The organism is Streptomyces sp. NPDC005151 (genome assembly GCF_053599875.1).
In genome coordinates this window covers 1-18,619 of record NZ_JBSFYR010000011.1, presented here as the reverse complement: position 1 = coordinate 18,619, position 18,619 = coordinate 1, and the positions used below count along the sequence as shown (strand labels likewise).

Annotated in this window: 18 protein-coding genes; 17 read left to right on the top strand and 1 reads right to left on the bottom strand. The window is 69.4% G+C overall.

Annotated elements, in window-relative coordinates:
* Positions 1–10 precede the first annotated feature (10 nt).
* From ACWD6R_RS08915 to ACWD6R_RS08880, 8 genes are all read left to right on the top strand, one after another.
* On the top strand, positions 11–1,129 hold the full coding sequence (locus tag ACWD6R_RS08915; RefSeq protein ID WP_451818075.1) for an ABC transporter ATP-binding protein: 1,119 nt from the start codon (positions 11–13) through the stop codon (positions 1,127–1,129).
* Positions 1,130–1,446: 317 nt separating this feature from the next.
* Positions 1,447–3,075: a peptide ABC transporter substrate-binding protein gene (locus tag ACWD6R_RS08910; RefSeq protein WP_451818074.1), complete on the top strand. Its 1,629-nt coding sequence runs from the start codon at positions 1,447–1,449 to the stop codon at positions 3,073–3,075.
* 94 nt (positions 3,076–3,169) lie between these two features.
* Positions 3,170–4,093 carry an ABC transporter permease gene (locus ACWD6R_RS08905; RefSeq protein ID WP_451818073.1) on the top strand — a complete coding sequence of 308 codons (924 nt, stop codon included), beginning with the start codon at positions 3,170–3,172 and terminating at the stop codon, positions 4,091–4,093.
* A complete protein-coding gene (locus tag ACWD6R_RS08900; protein ID WP_451818072.1) occupies positions 4,086–5,060 on the top strand; it encodes an ABC transporter permease in 975 nt (324 codons plus the stop codon). Before ACWD6R_RS08905 ends, ACWD6R_RS08900 begins: the two co-directional genes overlap by 8 nt.
* 13 nt (positions 5,061–5,073) lie before the next feature.
* Positions 5,074–6,051 (top strand): ABC transporter ATP-binding protein, encoded by a 978-nt coding sequence (locus ACWD6R_RS08895; protein WP_451818071.1) that lies wholly within the window; start codon positions 5,074–5,076, stop codon positions 6,049–6,051.
* The gene (locus ACWD6R_RS08890; protein WP_451818070.1) at positions 6,041–7,234 is read left to right on the top strand and encodes an ABC transporter ATP-binding protein; all 1,194 of its coding nucleotides are present in this window, start codon (positions 6,041–6,043) and stop codon (positions 7,232–7,234) included. Before ACWD6R_RS08895 ends, ACWD6R_RS08890 begins: the two co-directional genes overlap by 11 nt.
* A 141-nt stretch (positions 7,235–7,375) precedes the next feature.
* Entirely contained in the window at positions 7,376–7,504 is a 129-nt protein-coding gene (locus tag ACWD6R_RS08885; protein WP_451818069.1) for a hypothetical protein, read from the top strand.
* 12 nt (positions 7,505–7,516) lie between these two features.
* Positions 7,517–7,933, top strand: coding sequence for a hypothetical protein (locus tag ACWD6R_RS08880; RefSeq protein ID WP_451818068.1), 417 nt, complete (start codon positions 7,517–7,519; stop codon positions 7,931–7,933).
* Positions 7,934–8,013: 80 nt separating this feature from the next.
* On the opposite strand, the gene ACWD6R_RS08875 is transcribed toward ACWD6R_RS08880, so the two are convergent.
* Positions 8,014–10,146: a prolyl oligopeptidase family serine peptidase gene (locus ACWD6R_RS08875; protein ID WP_451818067.1), complete on the bottom strand. Its 2,133-nt coding sequence runs from the start codon at positions 10,144–10,146 to the stop codon at positions 8,014–8,016.
* A 204-nt stretch (positions 10,147–10,350) separates the two neighbouring features.
* Here ACWD6R_RS08875 and ACWD6R_RS08870 point away from each other — a divergent pair, with 204 nt between their 5' ends.
* The 9 genes from ACWD6R_RS08870 to ACWD6R_RS08830 all read left to right on the top strand — a co-directional run bounded on the left by ACWD6R_RS08870 (position 10,351) and on the right by ACWD6R_RS08830 (position 18,500).
* Entirely contained in the window at positions 10,351–10,545 is a 195-nt protein-coding gene (locus ACWD6R_RS08870; RefSeq protein ID WP_406421856.1) for a hypothetical protein, read from the top strand.
* Between the two features lie 114 nt (positions 10,546–10,659).
* Positions 10,660–11,607 carry an N-acetyl-1-D-myo-inositol-2-amino-2-deoxy-alpha-D-glucopyranoside deacetylase gene (gene mshB / locus ACWD6R_RS08865; protein WP_451818066.1) on the top strand — a complete coding sequence of 316 codons (948 nt, stop codon included), beginning with the start codon at positions 10,660–10,662 and terminating at the stop codon, positions 11,605–11,607.
* Positions 11,604–12,050, top strand: coding sequence for a DUF6113 family protein (locus tag ACWD6R_RS08860; RefSeq protein ID WP_451818065.1), 447 nt, complete (start codon positions 11,604–11,606; stop codon positions 12,048–12,050). Before mshB ends, ACWD6R_RS08860 begins: the two co-directional genes overlap by 4 nt.
* Positions 12,051–12,225: 175 nt before the next feature.
* On the top strand, positions 12,226–14,340 hold the full coding sequence (locus ACWD6R_RS08855; protein WP_451818064.1) for a hypothetical protein: 2,115 nt from the start codon (positions 12,226–12,228) through the stop codon (positions 14,338–14,340).
* Positions 14,341–14,479: 139 nt separating this feature from the next.
* On the top strand, positions 14,480–15,418 hold the full coding sequence (locus ACWD6R_RS08850) for an ABC transporter ATP-binding protein (protein WP_451818063.1): 939 nt from the start codon (positions 14,480–14,482) through the stop codon (positions 15,416–15,418).
* Positions 15,412–16,167, top strand: coding sequence for an ABC transporter permease (locus tag ACWD6R_RS08845; RefSeq protein WP_451818062.1), 756 nt, complete (start codon positions 15,412–15,414; stop codon positions 16,165–16,167). The genes ACWD6R_RS08850 and ACWD6R_RS08845 overlap by 7 nt, the downstream gene beginning before the upstream one ends.
* A complete protein-coding gene (locus ACWD6R_RS08840; RefSeq protein ID WP_451818061.1) occupies positions 16,164–17,342 on the top strand; it encodes a sensor histidine kinase in 1,179 nt (392 codons plus the stop codon). Before ACWD6R_RS08845 ends, ACWD6R_RS08840 begins: the two co-directional genes overlap by 4 nt.
* Complete coding sequence (locus ACWD6R_RS08835; RefSeq protein ID WP_451818060.1) at positions 17,339–17,950, top strand: response regulator; 612 nt, start codon at positions 17,339–17,341, stop codon at positions 17,948–17,950. The genes ACWD6R_RS08840 and ACWD6R_RS08835 overlap by 4 nt, the downstream gene beginning before the upstream one ends.
* Positions 17,951–18,044: 94 nt before the next feature.
* Complete coding sequence (locus tag ACWD6R_RS08830; protein ID WP_451818059.1) at positions 18,045–18,500, top strand: GNAT family N-acetyltransferase; 456 nt, start codon at positions 18,045–18,047, stop codon at positions 18,498–18,500.
* The last annotated feature ends 119 nt before the right edge of the window (positions 18,501–18,619 follow it).

Here is an 18,619-nt window from a genome sequence, read left to right as displayed (position 1 = left end):
ACGCAGAGACATGAGTGAAAACGTCACTCTGCCTGAACAGCAGGGTTCAGCGGATGAGGTTCGTGAACGCCGCGAGCTGATGTCCGTGCAGGGCATGGCCATGCACTTCCCGATCTACGGAGGCTTTCCCTTCCGGCGCCAGGTCGGTGCCGTCAAGGCGGTCGACGGGATCGACCTGACGGTGTACGAGGGCGAGAGCCTCGGTCTGGTGGGCGAGTCCGGATGCGGTAAGTCCACCACGGGCCGGATGATGACCCGGCTTCTGGAGCCCACCGGCGGAAAGATCGTCTACGAGGGCCAGGACATCACCCACGCCAGCCGCAAGCAGCTGGCCCCCATCCGGTCCGAGATCCAGATGATCTTCCAGGACCCGTACTCGTCGCTCAACCCGCGTCAGACCGTCGGCAGCATCATCAAGAGCCCGATGGAGGTCAACGGCATCAAGCCTGCCGGGGGCGTGGAGAACCGGGTGCGAGAGCTGCTGGAGCTCGTGGGCCTGAACCCCGAGCACTACAACCGCTTCCCGCACGAGTTCTCCGGCGGCCAGCGCCAGCGCATCGGTGTGGCCCGTGCCCTCGCGCTCAAGCCGAAGCTGATCATTGCCGACGAGCCGGTCTCGGCGCTCGACGTCTCGATCCAGGCCCAGGTGGTGAACCTGCTGCAGAAGGTGCAGCGGGAGATGGGCATCGCCTTTGTCTTCATCGCGCACGACCTGGCGATCGTCCGGCACTTCTCCGAGCGCGTGGCCGTGATGTACCTCGGCAAGGTGGTAGAGGTCGCGGACCGCGACTCGCTCTACAACCGACCCCGGCACCCGTACACGCACGCCCTGCTGTCGGCCGTGCCGGAGGCGGACGTCGACAGCGCGTCCAAGGAGCGCATCCGGCTCGAGGGCGATGTGCCGTCCCCGATCTCGCCGCCGTCCGGCTGCCGGTTCCGCACTCGCTGCTGGAAGGCGCAGGACAAGTGCGCCACGGAGGAGCCGCCGCTCGTCCAGATCTCCGGCAACCGTGAAGGGCACCTGACCGCGTGCCACTTCCCGGAGGAGCCGACGACCGAGGACCGTGGCGAGGACATCGTCATGGACCCGGCGCTCGCCGCCCTCGAGGACGAGGTCACCAAGAACTGACACCATTCGGATCGGTTCAAAGGCCCGGGTGTCCGGACGCGCAGGCGTCCTGGCACCCGGGCCTTTTTTTTGGGGCTTCCCGGACGCCAGGCCCGTCGAGGCGGCCCGGAACGGCCCTTTACCGACCACCCCCACCGGGACGAAGCGATCTTTCAGGCCACCCGGACCCCCGCCAGGGTCCGGGTGGCCTTTTTGTGGTGGGGTGTCCGGCCGTTCCGGTGACGGGTGACACGGACGGCTGTAGTGCTGATGCGTTGATCTTTTGATGAGGTGATATTTGGCGCTAAGTGTGATGAAGACCGATAAGGAGGCTTTCCATGCGCGGAGCCACACAAGCCAAGTGGGCCGCTTGCGCGGTTGCCGTTGCCCTGACGGCGACGGCCTGCGGGGGCGGCGGTGGTGGCGGGGGTGGTGGCGCCAATGGGATGGTGAGCTCCTCCTGGGGTGACCCGCAGAACCCGCTGGAGCCCGCCAACACCAACGAGGTGCAGGGCGGCAAAGTCCTCGACATGGTCTTCCGAGGGCTGAAGAAGTACGACCCGAAGACAGGTGCGGCCACGAACATGCTGGCCGAAAAGATCGAGTCCACCGACTCGCAGAACTTCACCATCACTCTGAAGGACGGTTGGACCTTCAGCAACGGCGAGAAAATCACGGCGAACTCGTTCGTGGACGCCTGGAACTACGGCGCCCTGCTGAAGAACAATCAGAAGAACGCCTACTTCTTCGGTTACATCGACGGCTACGACAAGGTCCACCCGAACACCGGCACGGCCTCCGCGGCCACGCTCTCCGGCCTCAAGGTCGTCGACCCGAAGACCTTCACGGTCAAGCTGTCGCAGAAGTTCTCGCTCTGGCCGGACACCCTCGGCTACCCGGCCTTCGCACCGCTGCCGAAGGCCTTCTTCACCGACCACGCCGCCTGGGTGTCCAAGCCCGTCGGCAACGGCCCCTACACCATCGAGAAGTACGCCAAGGGCTCCTCGATGAGCCTGCGCAAGTGGGACGGTTACCCCGGGGACGACAAGGCGCAGAACGGCGGCATCGACCTCAAGGTCTACACGGACAACAACACCGCCTACACCGACCTGGTCGCCGGCAATCTCGACCTCGTCGACGACGTACCGGCCTCGCAGCTGAAGAACGTCAAGGCGGACCTCGGCGACCGCTACATCAACACCCCGGCAGGCATCATCCAGACGATCGCCTTCCCCTTCTACGACAAGAAGTGGGACACCCCCGGAGGCATCAAGGTCCGGCAGGGCCTGTCGATGGCGATCAACCGGGACCAGATCACCAGCCAGATCTTCCAGAAGACCCGCACTCCCGCCTCCGACTGGACCTCCCCGGTCCTCGGCGAGGAGGGCGGCTTCAAGAAGGGGCTCTGCGGTGCCCCGTGCGAGTACAACGCGGCGGACGCCAAGAAGCTGGTCCAGGAGGGCGGCGGGATCCCCGGCGGCCAGCTGAAGATCTCGTACAACGCGGACACCGGCTCGCACAAGGAGTGGGTCGACGCCGTCTGCAACAGCATCAACAAGGCGCTGGGCAACAACAAGGCCTGCGTCGGCGCCCCGGTCGGCACCTTCGCCGACTTCCGCAGCCAGGTCTCCCAGCAGAAGCTGACCGGCCCCTGGCGCGCGGGCTGGCAGATGGACTACCCGCTGATCCAGAACTTCCTGCAGCCGACCTACTACACGAACGCCTCGTCCAACGACGGCAAGTGGAGCAACAAGCAGTTCGACTCCCTGATCGACAAGGCCAACGCCGAGTCCGACAAGGCCAAGGCCGTCTCCACGTTCCAGGACGCGGAGAGGGTCCTCGCCGAACAGATGCCCGTCATCCCGCTCTGGTACCAGAACGGCAGCGCCGGCTACTCGGACCGGATCACCAACGTCTCGCTGAACCAGTTCAGCGTCCCGGTGTACGAGCAGGTCACGGTCAAGTAGGACCCGGAAGCCGGGTGGCCGGTGCACACCCCGCACCGGCCACCCGGCTTCCCCATCCCCGAGCAACTGCCCCCCGCGACCCCCGGAGCCCCTCATGGGACGTTATGTGATCCGGCGGCTGCTGCAGATGATCCCGGTCTTCTTCGGCACCACGCTGTTGATCTTCCTCATGGTGAACGTGATGGGTGACCCCATTGCGGGTCTCTGCGGCGAGCGCCAGTGCGATCCTGCGACCGCCGCCCGACTCCGCGCGGAATTCGGCCTCGATAAGCCGGTCTGGCAGCAGTACCTCACCTACATGGGCAATGTCTTCACCGGCGACTTCGGCACCGCGTTCAACGGCCAGAAGGTCACCGAGCTGATGGCCACCGCCTTCCCCATCACCATCAGGCTCACCATCGTCGCGATCGTCTTCGAGATCGTCATCGGCATCAGCCTCGGCGTCGTCACCGGCCTGCGCCGCGGCCGGCCCGTCGACACCACCGTGCTGATCCTGACCCTCGTCGTGATCTCCATCCCGACGTTCGTCACCGGTCTGCTGCTCCAGCTCCTCCTCGGTGTCCAGTGGGGCATCATCAAGCCGTCCGTCTCCCCGGAGGCGCCGGTCAACGAGCTGCTCGTCCCCGGATTCGTTCTCGCCTCCGTCTCCCTGGCGTACGTCACCCGGCTCACCCGGACCTCGATCGCCGAGAACGCCCGCGCCGACTATGTCCGTACCGCCGTCGCCAAGGGCCTCCCCAGGCGCCGGGTCGTCGTCCGGCACCTGCTGCGCAACTCGCTGATCCCCGTCGTCACCTTCATCGGTACGGACGTGGGCGCCCTGATGGGAGGGGCGATCGTCACCGAGCGCATCTTCAACATCCACGGCGTCGGCTACCAGCTCTACCAGGGCATCCTGCGCCAGAACTCCCAGACCGTCGTCGGGTTCGTCACCATCCTGGTCCTCGTCTTCCTGGCGGCCAACCTGGTCGTCGACCTCCTGTACGCCGTACTCGACCCGAGGATCCGCTATGCCTGAGCAGACGCCGGACGAAGCGATCTCCGCGGGAGGAGCGGGTGCGGGCATGGACCTTGCCGTCGAGGAAGGGGAGACGCTGCAGAAGACCCCGGGCGGCCCCGAAGGAACCGGACCCGCGGAGAAGCCGCGCAGTCTCTGGTCGGACGCCTGGCGCGACCTGCGCCGCAACCCGGTCTTCATCATCTCCGCCCTGATCATCCTCTTCCTGGTGATCATCTCGATCTGGCCGTCGCTGATCGCGGAACAGGACCCCCTCAACTGCGACCTGGGCAAAGCCCAGGAGAGCTCCCAGCCCGGCCATCCGTTCGGCTTCGACGGACAGGGCTGCGACGTCTACACCCGAACCGTCTACGGAGCCAGGGCCTCGGTCACCGTCGGCGTCTGCGCCACCCTCGGGGTCTCGCTCCTCGGCGGCATCCTGGGCGGGCTGGCCGGCTTCTTCGGCGGCTGGTGGGACTCGGTCCTCTCCCGCATCACCGACGTCTTCTTCGGCATCCCGGTCGTCCTCGGCGGTCTGGTCTTCCTCTCCGTGGTGACCGGCTCCACCGTCTGGCCGGTGATCGGCTTCATCGTCCTGCTGGGCTGGCCGCAGATCGCCCGTATCGCCCGCGGCTCGGTCATCACCGCCAAACAGAACGACTACGTGCAGGCGGCCCGCGCGCTCGGCGCCTCCAACAGCCGGATGCTGCTCCGCCACATCACCCCGAACGCCATCGCCCCGGTCATCGTCGTCGCGACCATCGCCCTCGGTACGTACATCTCGCTGGAGGCGACCCTCTCGTACCTCGGTGTCGGACTGAAACCACCGGCGGTCTCCTGGGGCATCGACATCTCCGCAGCCTCCCAGTACATCCGCAACGCCCCGCACATGCTGCTCTGGCCCGCCGGGGCGCTGGCGATCACCGTGCTCGCATTCATCATGCTCGGCGACGCGGTGCGCGACGCCCTCGACCCCAAGCTGCGCTGAGGAGCCCGCTGCCATGTTGCTCGAAGTGCGCGATCTGCACGTGGAGTTCCACACCCGGGACGGGGTGGCCAAGGCCGTCAACGGGGTCAACTACTCGGTGGCCGAGGGTGAGACGCTCGCCGTGCTCGGCGAGTCCGGCTCCGGCAAGTCGGTCACCGCGCAGGCGATCATGGGGATCCTCGACATGCCGCCCGGGAAGATCACCGGCGGCGAGATCGTCTTCAAGGGCCGCGATCTGCTGAAACTGAAGGCGGAGGAGCGCCGGAAGGTCCGCGGTCAGCAGATGGCCATGATCTTCCAGGACGCCCTGTCCTCCCTCAACCCCGTGCTCAGCGTGGGGGAACAGCTCGGCGAGATGTTCGTGGTGCACCGAGGGATGTCCCGCAAGAACGCCAAGCTGAAGGCCATCGAGCTGATGGACCGGGTCCGCATCCCGGCCGCGAAGGAACGGGTCGGGAACTACCCGCACCAGTTCTCCGGCGGCATGCGCCAGCGCATCATGATCGCCATGGCGCTGGCGCTGGAACCGTCGCTGATCATCGCGGACGAACCCACCACCGCCCTCGATGTGACCGTCCAGGCCCAGGTGATGGACCTCCTCGCCGAGCTCCAGCGCGAGCTCAACATGGGCCTCATCCTGATCACCCACGACCTGGGCGTGGTCGCCGACGTCGCCGACTACATCGCCGTGATGTACGCGGGCCGGATCGTCGAGTCGGCCCCCGTCCACGAGATCTACAAGGCGCCCGCCCACCCGTACACCAAGGGCCTGCTCCAGTCGATTCCGCGGCTGGACCAGAAGGGCCAGGAGCTGTACGCCATCAAGGGACTGCCGCCCAACCTGCTGCACATCCCGCCCGGCTGCGCCTTCAACCCGCGCTGCCCGATGGCTCAGGAGATCTGCCGCGGCGAGGTGCCGCCGCTGTTCGAGGTGGCCGAACACCGCGAGAGCGCCTGCTACTTCTGGAGGGAGACGCTCGATGCGCGCTGAACAGGGGAGCATTCGCGCGGGCGGCGAACCCATTCTGGAGGTCATCGACCTCGTCAAGCACTACCCGCTGACCCAGGGCATCCTGATCAAGAAGCAGGTCGGTGCGGTCAAGGCGGTCGACGGTGTCTCGTTCGAGCTGGCCGCGGGCGAGACCCTCGGCATCGTGGGGGAGTCCGGCTGCGGCAAGTCGACCGTCGCCAAGATGCTCGTCCATCTGGAACAGCCGACGTCCGGCGCGATCAAGTACAAGGGCGAGGACATCACCAAGCTGTCCGGGCGTGCGCTGAAGGCCGTGCGGCGCAACATCCAGATGGTGTTCCAGGACCCGTACACCTCGCTCAATCCGCGGATGACGGTCGGCGACATCATCGGGGAGCCGTACGAGATCCACCCAGAGGTCGCGCCCAAGGGCGAGCGGCGGCGCAAGGTGCAGGACCTGCTCGATGTCGTCGGCCTCAACCCGGAGTACATCAACCGCTATCCGCACCAGTTCTCCGGCGGCCAGCGCCAGCGCATCGGCATCGCCCGCGGGCTGGCCCTCAACCCCGAGATCATCGTCGCCGACGAACCGGTCTCGGCCCTCGACGTCTCCGTACAGGCCCAGGTCATCAACCTGCTCGACCGGCTGCAGGCGGAGTTCAACCTGAGTTACGTCTTCATCGCGCACGACCTCTCGATCGTCCGGCACATCTCCGACCGGGTGGGCGTGATGTATCTGGGCAGGCTCGCCGAGATCGGTACGGACGAGCAGATCTACGATCACCCCACGCACCCGTACACCCAGGCTTTGCTGTCCGCGGTGCCGGTGCCGGACCCGATGGCGCGCGAGTACCGCGAGCGGATCATCCTGCACGGCGACGTGCCGTCCCCGGCCAACCCGCCGTCCGGCTGCCGCTTCCGTACCCGCTGCTGGAAGGCGCAGGAGCGGTGCGAACTGGAGGTGCCGCTGCTCGCGGTCCCGGCCGTCTTCCGGCTGACGGACACCGCGGCCGCGCACGATTCGGCGTGCCATTTCGCGGAGGAGAAGCAGGTGGTGCCGCCGGAGGAGCTGCTGGAGGCGCCGGAGGCGGAGCCCGGGGCGCCAAAGGAGCCGGGCGGGCCCGGTGAGCCGGCTGCACCCTACGACGGCACGGGCAAGGGCGACGGGCCGGCACCCCCGTCCGGAGGCGCGCACGCTGACTGACCGCGGCCGGGAACGCAACCCCGGATTCGTTAACGCACGGGCAACTTGACCGTCGCACGTCCGATATACGAACGCGCCAGCATGGACATCGTACGGCCGTGCGGGTGCCGTGAACCGGTCGGGGGGGGGGGGGGGGGGGTCATGTCCCTCCGGCCGGTTACCCGTTTCAACCGGAGTGCCGGCGCCCCGACGTTCCTGCTGCTGGGAGCCTCGGGAGCGGTGGTGATCGCCTGGGAGATCCGCCAGGCCGTCACGTACCCCTCCATGTAGCCCGAGTGGTTCGTGGGCGGGGGCTCCCTCACCGAGCCGCTGACCGACCCTCCGCCGGGATGGGACGGCGCCGTGGTGGCGCTGCTCTGTCTCTTCGCCGGAATCAGCGCCCTCGCCCGTGCGGTGCACGCCCGGCCGTTCGGCATGATCGCCGCCGGGCTGCTGCTGCCCGGCGGGATCCTGGGAATCGCCCGCGTGCTGCACTACGAGCTGCTCGACCACTTCGGGAAGCTGCCGACCGAGGGTCGGCTCACGGTACTGACGTGGTTCTTCGAAACACTTGCCGGAGTGGTGGTGCTGCCGGCCGTGGCCCGCAGAGGTTTCCCCGACAGCACCCCCGCCCCCACTGCCCAGGACCGGCGCTACGGCTACCCGCAGCCCGGTGTGTTCGGGCCCCGCCGCCCTCCCAGCCCCCACCGGGCTGGGTAGGACCCGCCCGGTCGGCGGAAGGCGTCGAGGGTCTCCCCCGGGCCTTTGAGCCCGGGGGAGACCGAGGACGGAGCGCCCGCCTACCTGTCCAGCCCCAGTGCCCGCTTCAGGAAGTCCACCTGCAACAGCAGCAGATTCTCCGCAACCTGCTCCTGCGGAGTCATGTGCGTGACCCCGCTCAGCGGCAGCACCTCATGCGGCCGCCCGGCCGAGAGCAGCGCCGACGACAGCCGCAGTGAGTGCGCGACCACCACGTTGTCGTCCGCCAGCCCGTGAATGATCATCATCGGCCGGACCTGGTCCGCGGCCTCGGACAGCCCCTCGTCGGTGAGGAGCGAGTTGTACGCGTACACCTCGGGCTGTGTCGTCGGGTCACCGAGATAGCGCTCGGTGTAGTGGGTGTCGTACAGCCGCTGGTCGGTCACCGGAGCTCCCACGACCGCCGCGTGGAAGACGTCGGGCCGCCGCAGCACGGCCATGCCCGCGAGGTAGCCGCCGTACGACCAGCCGCGGATCGCCACCTTGGAGAGATCCAGCGGGAACCTTTCGGCGAGTGCGTGCACCGCCTCCACCTGGTCGTCCATGGTGAGGACCAGGTTGTTCCTGATCGCCTTCTCCCAGGCGGGGGAGCGCCCCGGAGAGCCGCGGCCGTCCGCGACGACCACCGCGAAGCCCTGGTCGGCGAACCACTGCGAGGTGAGGTGCGGATTGTGCGCGGCGACGACCCGTCGCCCGTGCGGTCCACCGTACGGATCCATCAGGACCGGAAGCGGACCATCCGATTCCTGATAGCCGGTGGGGAGCAGTACGGCGCACGGAATCCGCTGTGCGCCCCCTTCGGTGAACTGCACCCGGGCCGTGAGAACCGGCTCCTCCGCGTGGTTCGCGACCGTCGCGACCTGCTTCCCGCTCCGGAGCACCCGCACCTGCGTGCCAGGCCGCTCCGGCGACGCCGAGACCAGCACGGTCACCTCGCCCGCCCGGACCGCCGAGTGCACCCCCGCCCCCTCGGAGACCCGCTCCACGCCCAGCTCATTGACCCGGTAGACATGGCTCTGCCCGATCTCCGGCTCCGCCGCGTCCTCGCCCGCCGAAGCTGACACCAGGACATCCGACTCACCGATGTCCAGGACCGCCTGGATCTGCAACTGCGCCCCGGTCAGCGGCCGGTCGCCCACCGCGAGGACCCGCGCCCCGCCCTCGTCCACGATCCGCACGAGCCGCCCGTCCGGCGCCCACGCGGGCACCCCGGGGAACAGGTCCAGCCACACCGGGTCCTCGTCGACGTGAACAGTCCGCGTCGCACCGCTCTCCGTGTCCACCGCGAGGAAGAGCTGACTGCGCTGGTCACGGGCCTGCACCAGGATCAGCGGGGCGCCGTCCGACGACCAGTGCACCTGCGCCAGATACGGATACCGGGCCCGGTCCCACACCACTTCGGTACGGGCCCCGTCCAGGTCCGTCACCAGAAGCCGTACCTCCGCGTTGGGCGTCCCCGCCGCCGGGTACGCGACCTCGGCGGGCTTGCGGTCGGGGTGTGCCGGGTCGGCGATCCACCACCGCTTCACCGCACTGTCGTCGACCCTTGCCACCAGCAGCCGGTCCGACTCCGGCGACCACCAGAAGCCGCGCGAGCGCTGCATCTCCTCGGCCGCGATGAACTCCGCGAGACCGTACGAGATGTGCGCGTCCTCCGGCTCCGCGAGCGCCCGGTCCCCGTCACCCTCCGCCCCCACGACGCGCAATGCGCCCTTCGACACGTACGCGACATGGCGCCCGTCGGGCGACGGACGCGGGTCCAGCACCGGGCCCGGTACCGGCAGCGCGCGGGCCGTCCCGGCCCTCAACTCGGCGACGTACACCTTCCCGGAGAGCGCGAACGCCGCCAACTCGGCCGCGGAGTCGACCGCATAGCCGACGATCCCCCCAGACCCCTCGCGGCTCCGCTCGCGCCGCGCCCGCTCCTGCGGGGACAGCTTCTCCGCCGAACCGCCCAGCAGCGCCTCGGGGTCGGCGACGACCCGCTCCTTCGGCGTGGAACCGTCCGCCAGGTCCAGCACCCACAGCCGGTTGGTCCGGTCCGTGCCGGAGGCCGACCGCAGGAAGATCACCCGCTCCCCGTCCGGTGAGACGGTGAACGCCCGCGGAGCACCGAGGGTGAACCGCTGTGTTCTGGCTTGCTGACGGGGAAACGAGAGCTTCTGCGAGGTCATACCCCCGAACCCTAAGGCCTGATCGGAGCGGGAACCGCGGAACCGGATACAGCGCCCGACCGTCCGGTCGTGCGCCCCTCGTGCTGCTGTGCCCCGATCAATGCGATGGCACGGATCGTTATGATCCGTAGCGCTCGGTGGGTATGAACCTGCTGGCTCCATGTGTGCTGCCCGTCCCGACCGTACTGATGGAGGTGAACCGCCGTGGCACTCTCGATTTCGGCGGTGGTGCTGCTGGCGATCATTGTCTTCCTGCTGATCCGGAAATCCGGACTGAAGGGCGGACATGCGGTGGTCTGCATGCTGCTCGGTTTCTATCTCGCAAGTTCGTCCATTGCACCCACCATCTCGGAGCTGACCACGAATGTGGCCGGCATGATCGGCGACATCAAGTTCTGATCCGGGGCCCTTCCGATCATGCCGGGCTCGCGGGGTCCGGCAGGCGCAGCTGCGACGGGCCCCGGCCCACTCCGTGGTCGTCCCGCAGGGCAGTCGGCTCGTAGGGTGGGTCCCATGACGGACCTTCCCGCCCGTCGTCTGCTCCTGGTGCATGCGCACCCCGACGACGAGTCGATCAACAACGGCGCCACCATGGCCCTGTACGCGGCCCGGGGTGCCCGGGTCGCTCTGGTGACCTGCACGCGTGGCGAGGAGGGCGAGGTCATCCCGCCCGAACTCGCCCATCTCGCGGCCGACCGGGACGACACCCTGGGCGACCACCGCATCGGTGAACTCGCTGCCGCGATGAAGGAGCTCGGGGTCACCGACCACCGTTTCCTGGGCGGACCCGGACGGTTCCGTGACTCCGGAATGATGGGTGCCGAGCAGAATCACCGCCCCGGCGCCTTCTGGAACACGGACGTGGACGAGGCCGCCGGGTACCTCGTGGAGGTGATCCGCTCGGTACGCCCGCAGGTCCTCGTCACGTACGACCCCGACGGCGGGTACGGGCACCCCGACCACATCCAGGCGCACCGCGTCGCGATGCGCGCCGCGGACCTGGCAGCCGACCCCGCGTACCGCGGCGCACTCGGTGCCCCGCACGCCATCGACAAGATCTACTGGAACCGGGTGCCGCGCTCCGTCGCCGAGCAGGCCTTCGCGCGGCTGCGCTCGACGGCCCCCGACGCCTTCCCGGGGATCGCCGCGATCGCCGACGTACCGGGTGTGGTGAACGACACCCGGATCACCACGGAGATCGACGGTGCCGCCCACGCGGCGGCCAAGACGGCTGCGATGCGGGCACACCGCACCCAGATCGCCGTGGACGGCCCGTTCTTCGCCCTCTCGAACGATCTGGGTCAGCCCGTCTTCACCACCGAGTACTACGAGTTGGTACGCGGAACGTCCGGAGCGCCCGCGGGTGCACGGGAACGCGATCTCTTCGCAGGCGTACCGGGAGTACCGGGCGCATCGGGTGCGGAGGACGTGCCAGGGGCTGAGTCGGGAGCACGGTCATGAGCAGCGGCAAGCAGCGCCGGCCCCGCACCGGCGCCCCGCCCCGGGAGCCCGCGCCCACCGGTCTCGCCGCACCCCTGAACCCGGGCCGCATCGGGGCCTACCTGGGCCTCGCGGTCCTCGGTGCGCTCGTCGGGCTCGCGGGAGCGTTCGTCCAAGCCGCCTGGTTCCCGGGCGGTTTGCTGCTCGCACTGGTGGCCTGCGCCGGACTGTTCTACGGGGGCCGCATGCTCATCGGGACCCAGATCGGCGCCCTCGCGCCGGCCGCGGGCTGGCTGATTTCGGTCATCTTTCTGCTCGGCGGACGGCCGGAGGGCGACTACGTCTTCGGAGACGAACTGGGGCTCACCCTCTTCATGCTGGGGGGGATGGCCGTCGCTGTGATGTGTGCCACCATGTCGCGGTCGCCCCAACAGGGCGCCGACAACGGCCGACCTGGCAAGTAATGTGCCACGTCCGATCCCGTAATGCCCCCTGCCCGTCCGGGAGGCGCACCGTCGTTTCCCCCGGTCGCGGGGTGTCTGTCGGTGGCGGCCAGTATGGTGGTTCGCGCACCGAGCCGTCCCCTGGCCTGCGGCATGGGGGAAGTACGGGCGGCGGAGCCAATCGGGAGAACCTGCTTTGAGTCGTGAAACTGACAGTTCGTCCACCGGCCCCCAGGGGCGCGGGGGAGCCGCGTATCCCTCGGGTACGCCGCCGTACGGATCACGCCAGTATCCGTCGCTGCACCCTTCGCAGGACGCCCCGGAGGAGACCCCGGAGCCTGCGGATCCGCCTCGGTCCGAAGAGCCGAGGACCGAGACGACGCTGACGACGCGTATCCGGATCAACATCCCCGGCTCGCGGCCCATCCCGCCGGTCGTGATGCGTACGCCGATGAGCGACGCCGACGCGGACGCCACGCGTGAGCGCACGGGCAGCACGCCGCGCGTGAGCGCACCCGCGTCCGGCGGTGCGCCCGGTGCGTCGAGCGGGCCGGGTGCATCGGGCGGACCGGCCACCGACGCGAGAGACGGCTCCGCGAGCGCGGACCCGAGCGCCGAGAAGCCGGCCAGGGAGAAGAGCGGCAGCGACTGGTTCGCCCCGCGCAAGGCACCGACGAACACGTCGGTGGTCGACGCTGCGGCCGGCAGTGCCGCCGCTGCCGGATCCGCCGGTGCGGGCGGGGGTGCCGGATCCGGTGCTCCCACCCCGCCGCGCGCCGATCTGCCGTACTTCTCGGACGGCCCGCAGCGCACCGGCGACCAGGGCGCACCCCGCCCCGGCGACAACTCCGCGGTCCCGGGCGGGCCGCGTGCCACGCCGAATCTCGGTGTGCGTACGCCGGGCCCGTCCGGCCCGACGACCGGCCCGGTCACCGGCACCTCGTCCCTGACTCCCCGCCTCGGCGGACCGGACGGCTTCGGCCCCGGTTCCGGCCCGGCAGGTCCGGGTGCAGGCCAGGCGCGTCCCGGTGGACCGTCCGCTCCCGGCGCCCCCGGTGGCGTGCCCCCGCGGATGTCCGACGACACGGCCATCCTCACACCGCAGTTCGCACCGCCCGGCCCCGGCGGCCATGTCTCGGGGGAGACGCTCAACAGCGGTATCCCTGTCGTCCCGCCGGAGCACCGCTCGGCGTCCGCTCCGTCCCTGTTCTCGAACGCGGGCAGCCCCGGGGGGCCCGGTCCGCGCGCCGACCTGTCGCCCCGGATCCCGAACGACCCGATGGGCAGCGGACCGGCAGGACCGGGCGGCCCCGCCGCCCAGGCGCCCGCCCCCGCCCGACCTGCCCCGGCCCCCGCGAAGAAGAAGGGCCGCTCGAAGCCGGTCATGCTCGGCGCGGGCGTCGTTGTCCTGGCCGGTGTCGCCTACGGCGCGGGGCTGTTGATGAACCACTCCGAGGTCCCCAAGGGCACCACCGTCCTCGGCGTCGACATCGGCGGCGGCACGAAGGAGCAGGCTGTCGCCAAGCTGGACGCGGCTCTCGGCGAGCGCGCCAAGACCCCTCTCCAGCTCTCCGTCGACGGCAAGAACGAGAAGCTCGCCCCGGAGAAGGCCGGTCTCGCGCTGGACAGCGTGGAGACCGTGCGCGGCGCCGCGGGCAGCGACTACAACCCCGTCTCGGTGATCGGCTCCCTCTTCGGCGCCGAGCGCAAGGCCGACCCGGTGATCCCGGTCGACGAGGAGAAGCTCGGGGTCGCGCTGACGGACCTGGCGGGCGTGTCCGGGTCCGCCAACGACGGCACGATCAGGTTCGAGCCTGGCAAGGCCGTCGCGGTCCCCGGCAAGGTGGGCAAGACGCTGGACGTCAACAGGTCGATGATCTCGGTACGGGACGCGTACCGCGCCCAGGTGCAGACGGGCAAGGCGGCCACGGTCCAACTGCCGGTCACCGCCCGCCAGCCCACCATCACCCAGGCCGAACTGGACCGGGCGATGAAGGACTTCGCGAAACCCGCGATGTCCGGCCTGATCACGATCAAGGCAGGGCCCAAGCAGATCCCGTTCGGACCGGCGAAGTCGCTGCCGCAGATCCTCTCCATGAAGGCGGTCGACGGCCGGCTGGTCGAGTTCTACAACAAGACCGCGATCGACACCCTCTGTAACGGCGTCTTCGACGGCATCATGATCACCAAGGGTGACGGCAAGAAGCACCAGCTCAGTGCGGACGACGTGGCACACGCCATGCAGACCGCGCTGCTCGGCAAAACCCCCACCGAGCGCACCGTCACCATTGCCCTCGACGGCAACGGATAGCACCACCGAAGCACGGATCCCCATGACGCCGTCCCCCGTTCCGGGGGGCGGCGTCATGCGTGGGGCATGACATCTGTCATCCCCGATTCACGACCCGTGACCCTGCCTGGCGGACACCCCGCTCCGCCAGGCTGGGCGCATGACAACGACAGCCACCGAAGCCACCACCGCGCACGCCGCAGTGGTCAGCTTCGACCAGGTCAGCAAGGCGTACGGAGACGTACGCGCCGTCGACGGGCTCACCCTCGACCTGCACCCCGGCGAGACCGTGGCGATCCTCGGCCCCAACGGCGCCGGCAAGTCCTCCACTCTCGACCTGCTCCTGGGCCTGCGCACCGCGGACTCCGGCACGGTCCGGCTCTTCGGAGCGTCCCCGCAGGAGGCGATCGCCAAGGGCCGGGTCGGCGCGATGCTGCAGACCGGCGGCCTGATGGAGGACGTCACCGTCGAGGAGCTCGTCCGGCTCGTCTGCGATCTGCACCCGCGGCCGTACCCGGTCGGCGACGTGCTGGCCCGCGCGGGCATCGCGTCGATCGCCGACCGGATGGTCAACAAGCTCTCCGGCGGCCAGGAGCAGCGCGTACGGTTCGCGCTCGCCACCGCCGGGGCCAATGACCTGATCGTCCTCGACGAGCCGACCACCGGCATGGACGTCACCGCCCGCCAGGCGTTCTGGGCCACCATGCGGGAACAGGCCGAGCAGGGCCGTACCGTCCTGTTCGCCACCCACTACCTCGAAGAGGCCGACGCGATCGCCGACCGCGTGCTCGTCCTCCACAAGGGCCGGCTCCTCGCCGACGGCACCGCCGCCGAGATCAAGGCGAAGGCCGGAGCCCGCCGGATCTCGTTCGAACTGGAGGGCGCGGTCGACGAATCGGCCCTGCGCGGCCTGCCGTTCCTGTCCGTGCTCGACATCAGCGGCAATCGGGTCCGTATCCAGTCGCACAACGCCGACGCGACCGTCCACGCGGTCTACGCACTCGGCCTCTACCCGCGCGAACTCGAAGTCGCAGGACTCGGCCTGGAGCAGGCCTTCGTCGCCATCACCGAGGCCGAGGAGGCCAGGACCGCATGCTGAATTTCTTCTCGTGGGCGCTCATCAAGCTCGAAGTGACCCGCACCCTGCGGAACAAGAAGTTCATGTTCTTCTCGATCATCTATCCGTCGTTCATCTACCTGCTGATCTCCGGCACCCGGAACACCACCGACAAGGTCCCGCACGCCGATCTGACCCTGCAGGCGTTCTTCATGGTCTCGATGGCCTCCTTCGGTGCGCTGACCGCCGTCCTCATGGGCAACAGCGAGCGCATCGCCAAGGAGCGCGAGAAGGGCTGGGTCCGCCAGCTGCGCCTCACCCCGCTGCCCAGCCGCGGCTATGTCCTGGCGAAGATCGCCAGTGCCGCGATGGTCACCCTGCCGTGCATCGTGGTCGTGTTCCTGGTCGCCGCCGTCGTCAAGCACGTACGGATGGAGACCTGGCAGTGGTTCGCGCTGATCGGGGTCATCTGGGCCGGATCGCTGGTCTTCGCCGCGCTCGGGGTCGCCATCGGCTACATCGCCAGCGGGGACGCGGTCCGCCCGATCACCATGATCATCTATTTCGGTCTGTCGATCCTCGGCGGCCTGTGGATGCCGAGCGCGACCTTCCCGCAGTGGCTCCAGAACATTTCCGAGTGGCTGCCCACCCACGCGTACGCTGCACTCGGCCAGGCGGTCGAGATGGGCGGCTCGCCACACGCCAAGGACGTCGCCATCCTCTGCGTCTACTTCCTGCTCTTCGCGGGCGGCGCGGCCTGGCTCTACCGGAAGGACACCCTGAAGGCGTGAACGACGACGAGACGTTCGTGGGGATCGGGCGCCCGCCGGCCAACCGCCGTCAGGTGGGCATCAAGCTGCTCTGGATCGGCATCTGGCTCGCGTTCATGAGCGCCCCGGTCAAGGACCTCATCGACGGCAACCACACCCCGTGGGCCGCCGCGCTGGGCGCCCTCGGCCTGCTGGTTTTCGTCGGGACGTACCTGGTCCTGGTCTTCCGCCACACCTCGAAGGCACTGGACCGCCGCCGGGTCGGGGCGACGATCGTCTTCCTCGGCGCCCTGGCAGCCGTCCTCTCCCTGACGCTGGGCACCCCGTGGCTGGTCCTCTTCGTGTACGTCTCCGTCACCGTCGGGGCCACCCTGCCCCTGCGGACCGCCGGCCGGCTGATCCCCGTCGTCACCGCCGTACTCGTCGGCATCGGCCTGACCGGCGACCACCCGCGTGATGTCATCACCGCCCTGGTCTTCCCCGCCCTGCTCGGCGGGTTCGCCATGACCGGCGTACGGCAGATGATCCGCACGACGATCGAGCTGCGCGAGGCCCGCGCCACCGTCGCCCAGCTCGCCGCCAACGAGGAGCGGCTGCGGCTCGCCCGCGATCTGCACGACCTGCTCGGCCACTCCCTCTCCCTGATCACGCTCAAGAGCGAGCTGGCGGGGCGGATGCTGCCCGACCGCCCCGACCAGGCGGCGCTCCAGGTCGCCGACATCGAACAGGTCAGCCGCCAGGCGCTGGTGGACGTCCGCAGTGCGGTCACCGGCTACCGACGGCCCACCCTCCCCGGCGAACTGGCCGGGGCCCGTACCGCACTCGCCGCCGCGGGCATCATCGCCGACATCCCGACGGACGCCCCCGCCGAGCTCCCCGAGAAGCCGGAGGAGGTCCTCGCCTGGGCGCTGCGGGAAGCCGTCACCAACGTCGTACGCCACAGCGGCGCCCGCCGCTGCGCGGTCACGCTCACCCCCCGCCAGACGCTCGACGGCCGGATCCTCGAACTCACGGTGGCGGACGACGGCCGGGGCGGCTCCGGAACGAAGCCGGGCAACGGCCTCACCGGCATCAGCGAACGACTCGCCACGGTCGACGGCACGCTGACCGCCCGGGCCACCAGCTCCGTTTCCGGTAAAGGCTTCACCCTCACCCTCGGTGTTCCGCTCGGATCCACCCTAGGATCCGGTGAATGAGCGTGATCAGACTCCTCCTTGCCGAGGACCAGTGCATGGTGCGCGAGGCCCTCGCGGCGCTGCTCGGCCTGGAACCCGACATCGAGGTGGTGGCCCAGGTCGCCCGCGGTGACGAGATCCTCGCGGCGGCCCGCGAGAATGCCGTCGATGTCGCCCTCCTCGACATCGAGATGCCGGGCATGACGGGCATCGAAGCGGCGGGCGTGCTGCGCCGGGAGCTCCCGGCCGTGAAGGTCGTCGTCGTCACGACTTTCGGCCGCCCCGGCTATCTGCGCCGGGCGATGGAGTCGGGCGCGGACGCGTTCCTGGTGAAGGACGCCCCGGCGTCCCAACTCGCAGAAGCGGTACGGAAGGTGCTCGCCGGTGAACGCGTCATCGATCCGACCCTGGCGGCCGCCGCGCTTGCCGACGGCGCGAGCCCACTGACCGAGCGCGAACGCGACGTGCTGCGCACGGCGGCCGACGGTTCCACCAACGCGGAGATCGCCACAGCCCTCCATCTCTCGCAGGGCACGGTCCGCAACTACCTGTCCACGGCGATCCAGAAGACAGCGGCACGCAACCGGGCGGAAGCGGTGCGCATCGCGAGCGAGAAGGGCTGGTTGTAGCGTCCGCCCCGGGAGTGCGGCAGCCTTCGGCACCTCCCTGACCTGGAGAAATTCCGGTTTCGCAGGATCGGCGGAGCTGGCACACTCCTGCTTCATGACGACTGGACGGAGCGCGGGCGTGAACCTGCGCGTCGGTGCGGAGGACGCGGAGCTCTCCGCCAGGCTGAGCGAAGAGCTGACAGCCTTCAACAACCATGCGACGGGCGCCCACGACGACCGGGGGCTCTCGGTGCGGGTCACCGACGAGGCGGGTGACCTGGTGGCGGGGCTGGTCGGCTGGACCTGGGGCGGGTGCGCCGGGATCTCCGAGGTGTGGGTGCGGGCCGACCGGCGTCACGAGGGGTGGGGTGCCCGACTGGTGCGCGCCGCCGAGGACGAGGCTCTGGGGCGCGGCTGTACCTCCGTGATCGTCTCGTCGATGTCCTTCCAGGCGCCCGGTTTCTACCGCCGACAGGGCTATCTGGAGACCGGCAGCGGCGGTGGGCTCCCGGGCGGCCACACCCGTCATCACTTCTTCAAGGAGTTGGAACGGACGGAGAGCGTCGGCTGAGACCGACCGGCAATGGGGGGGTGAGTGAAGGAGCGGGGCTGGGGTGCGTGCATCGCAAGGCGGAGGATTGAGCCATGGTGATGGACGACAACGCCGCGAGGTGCGTGCCCCAGCCCCGT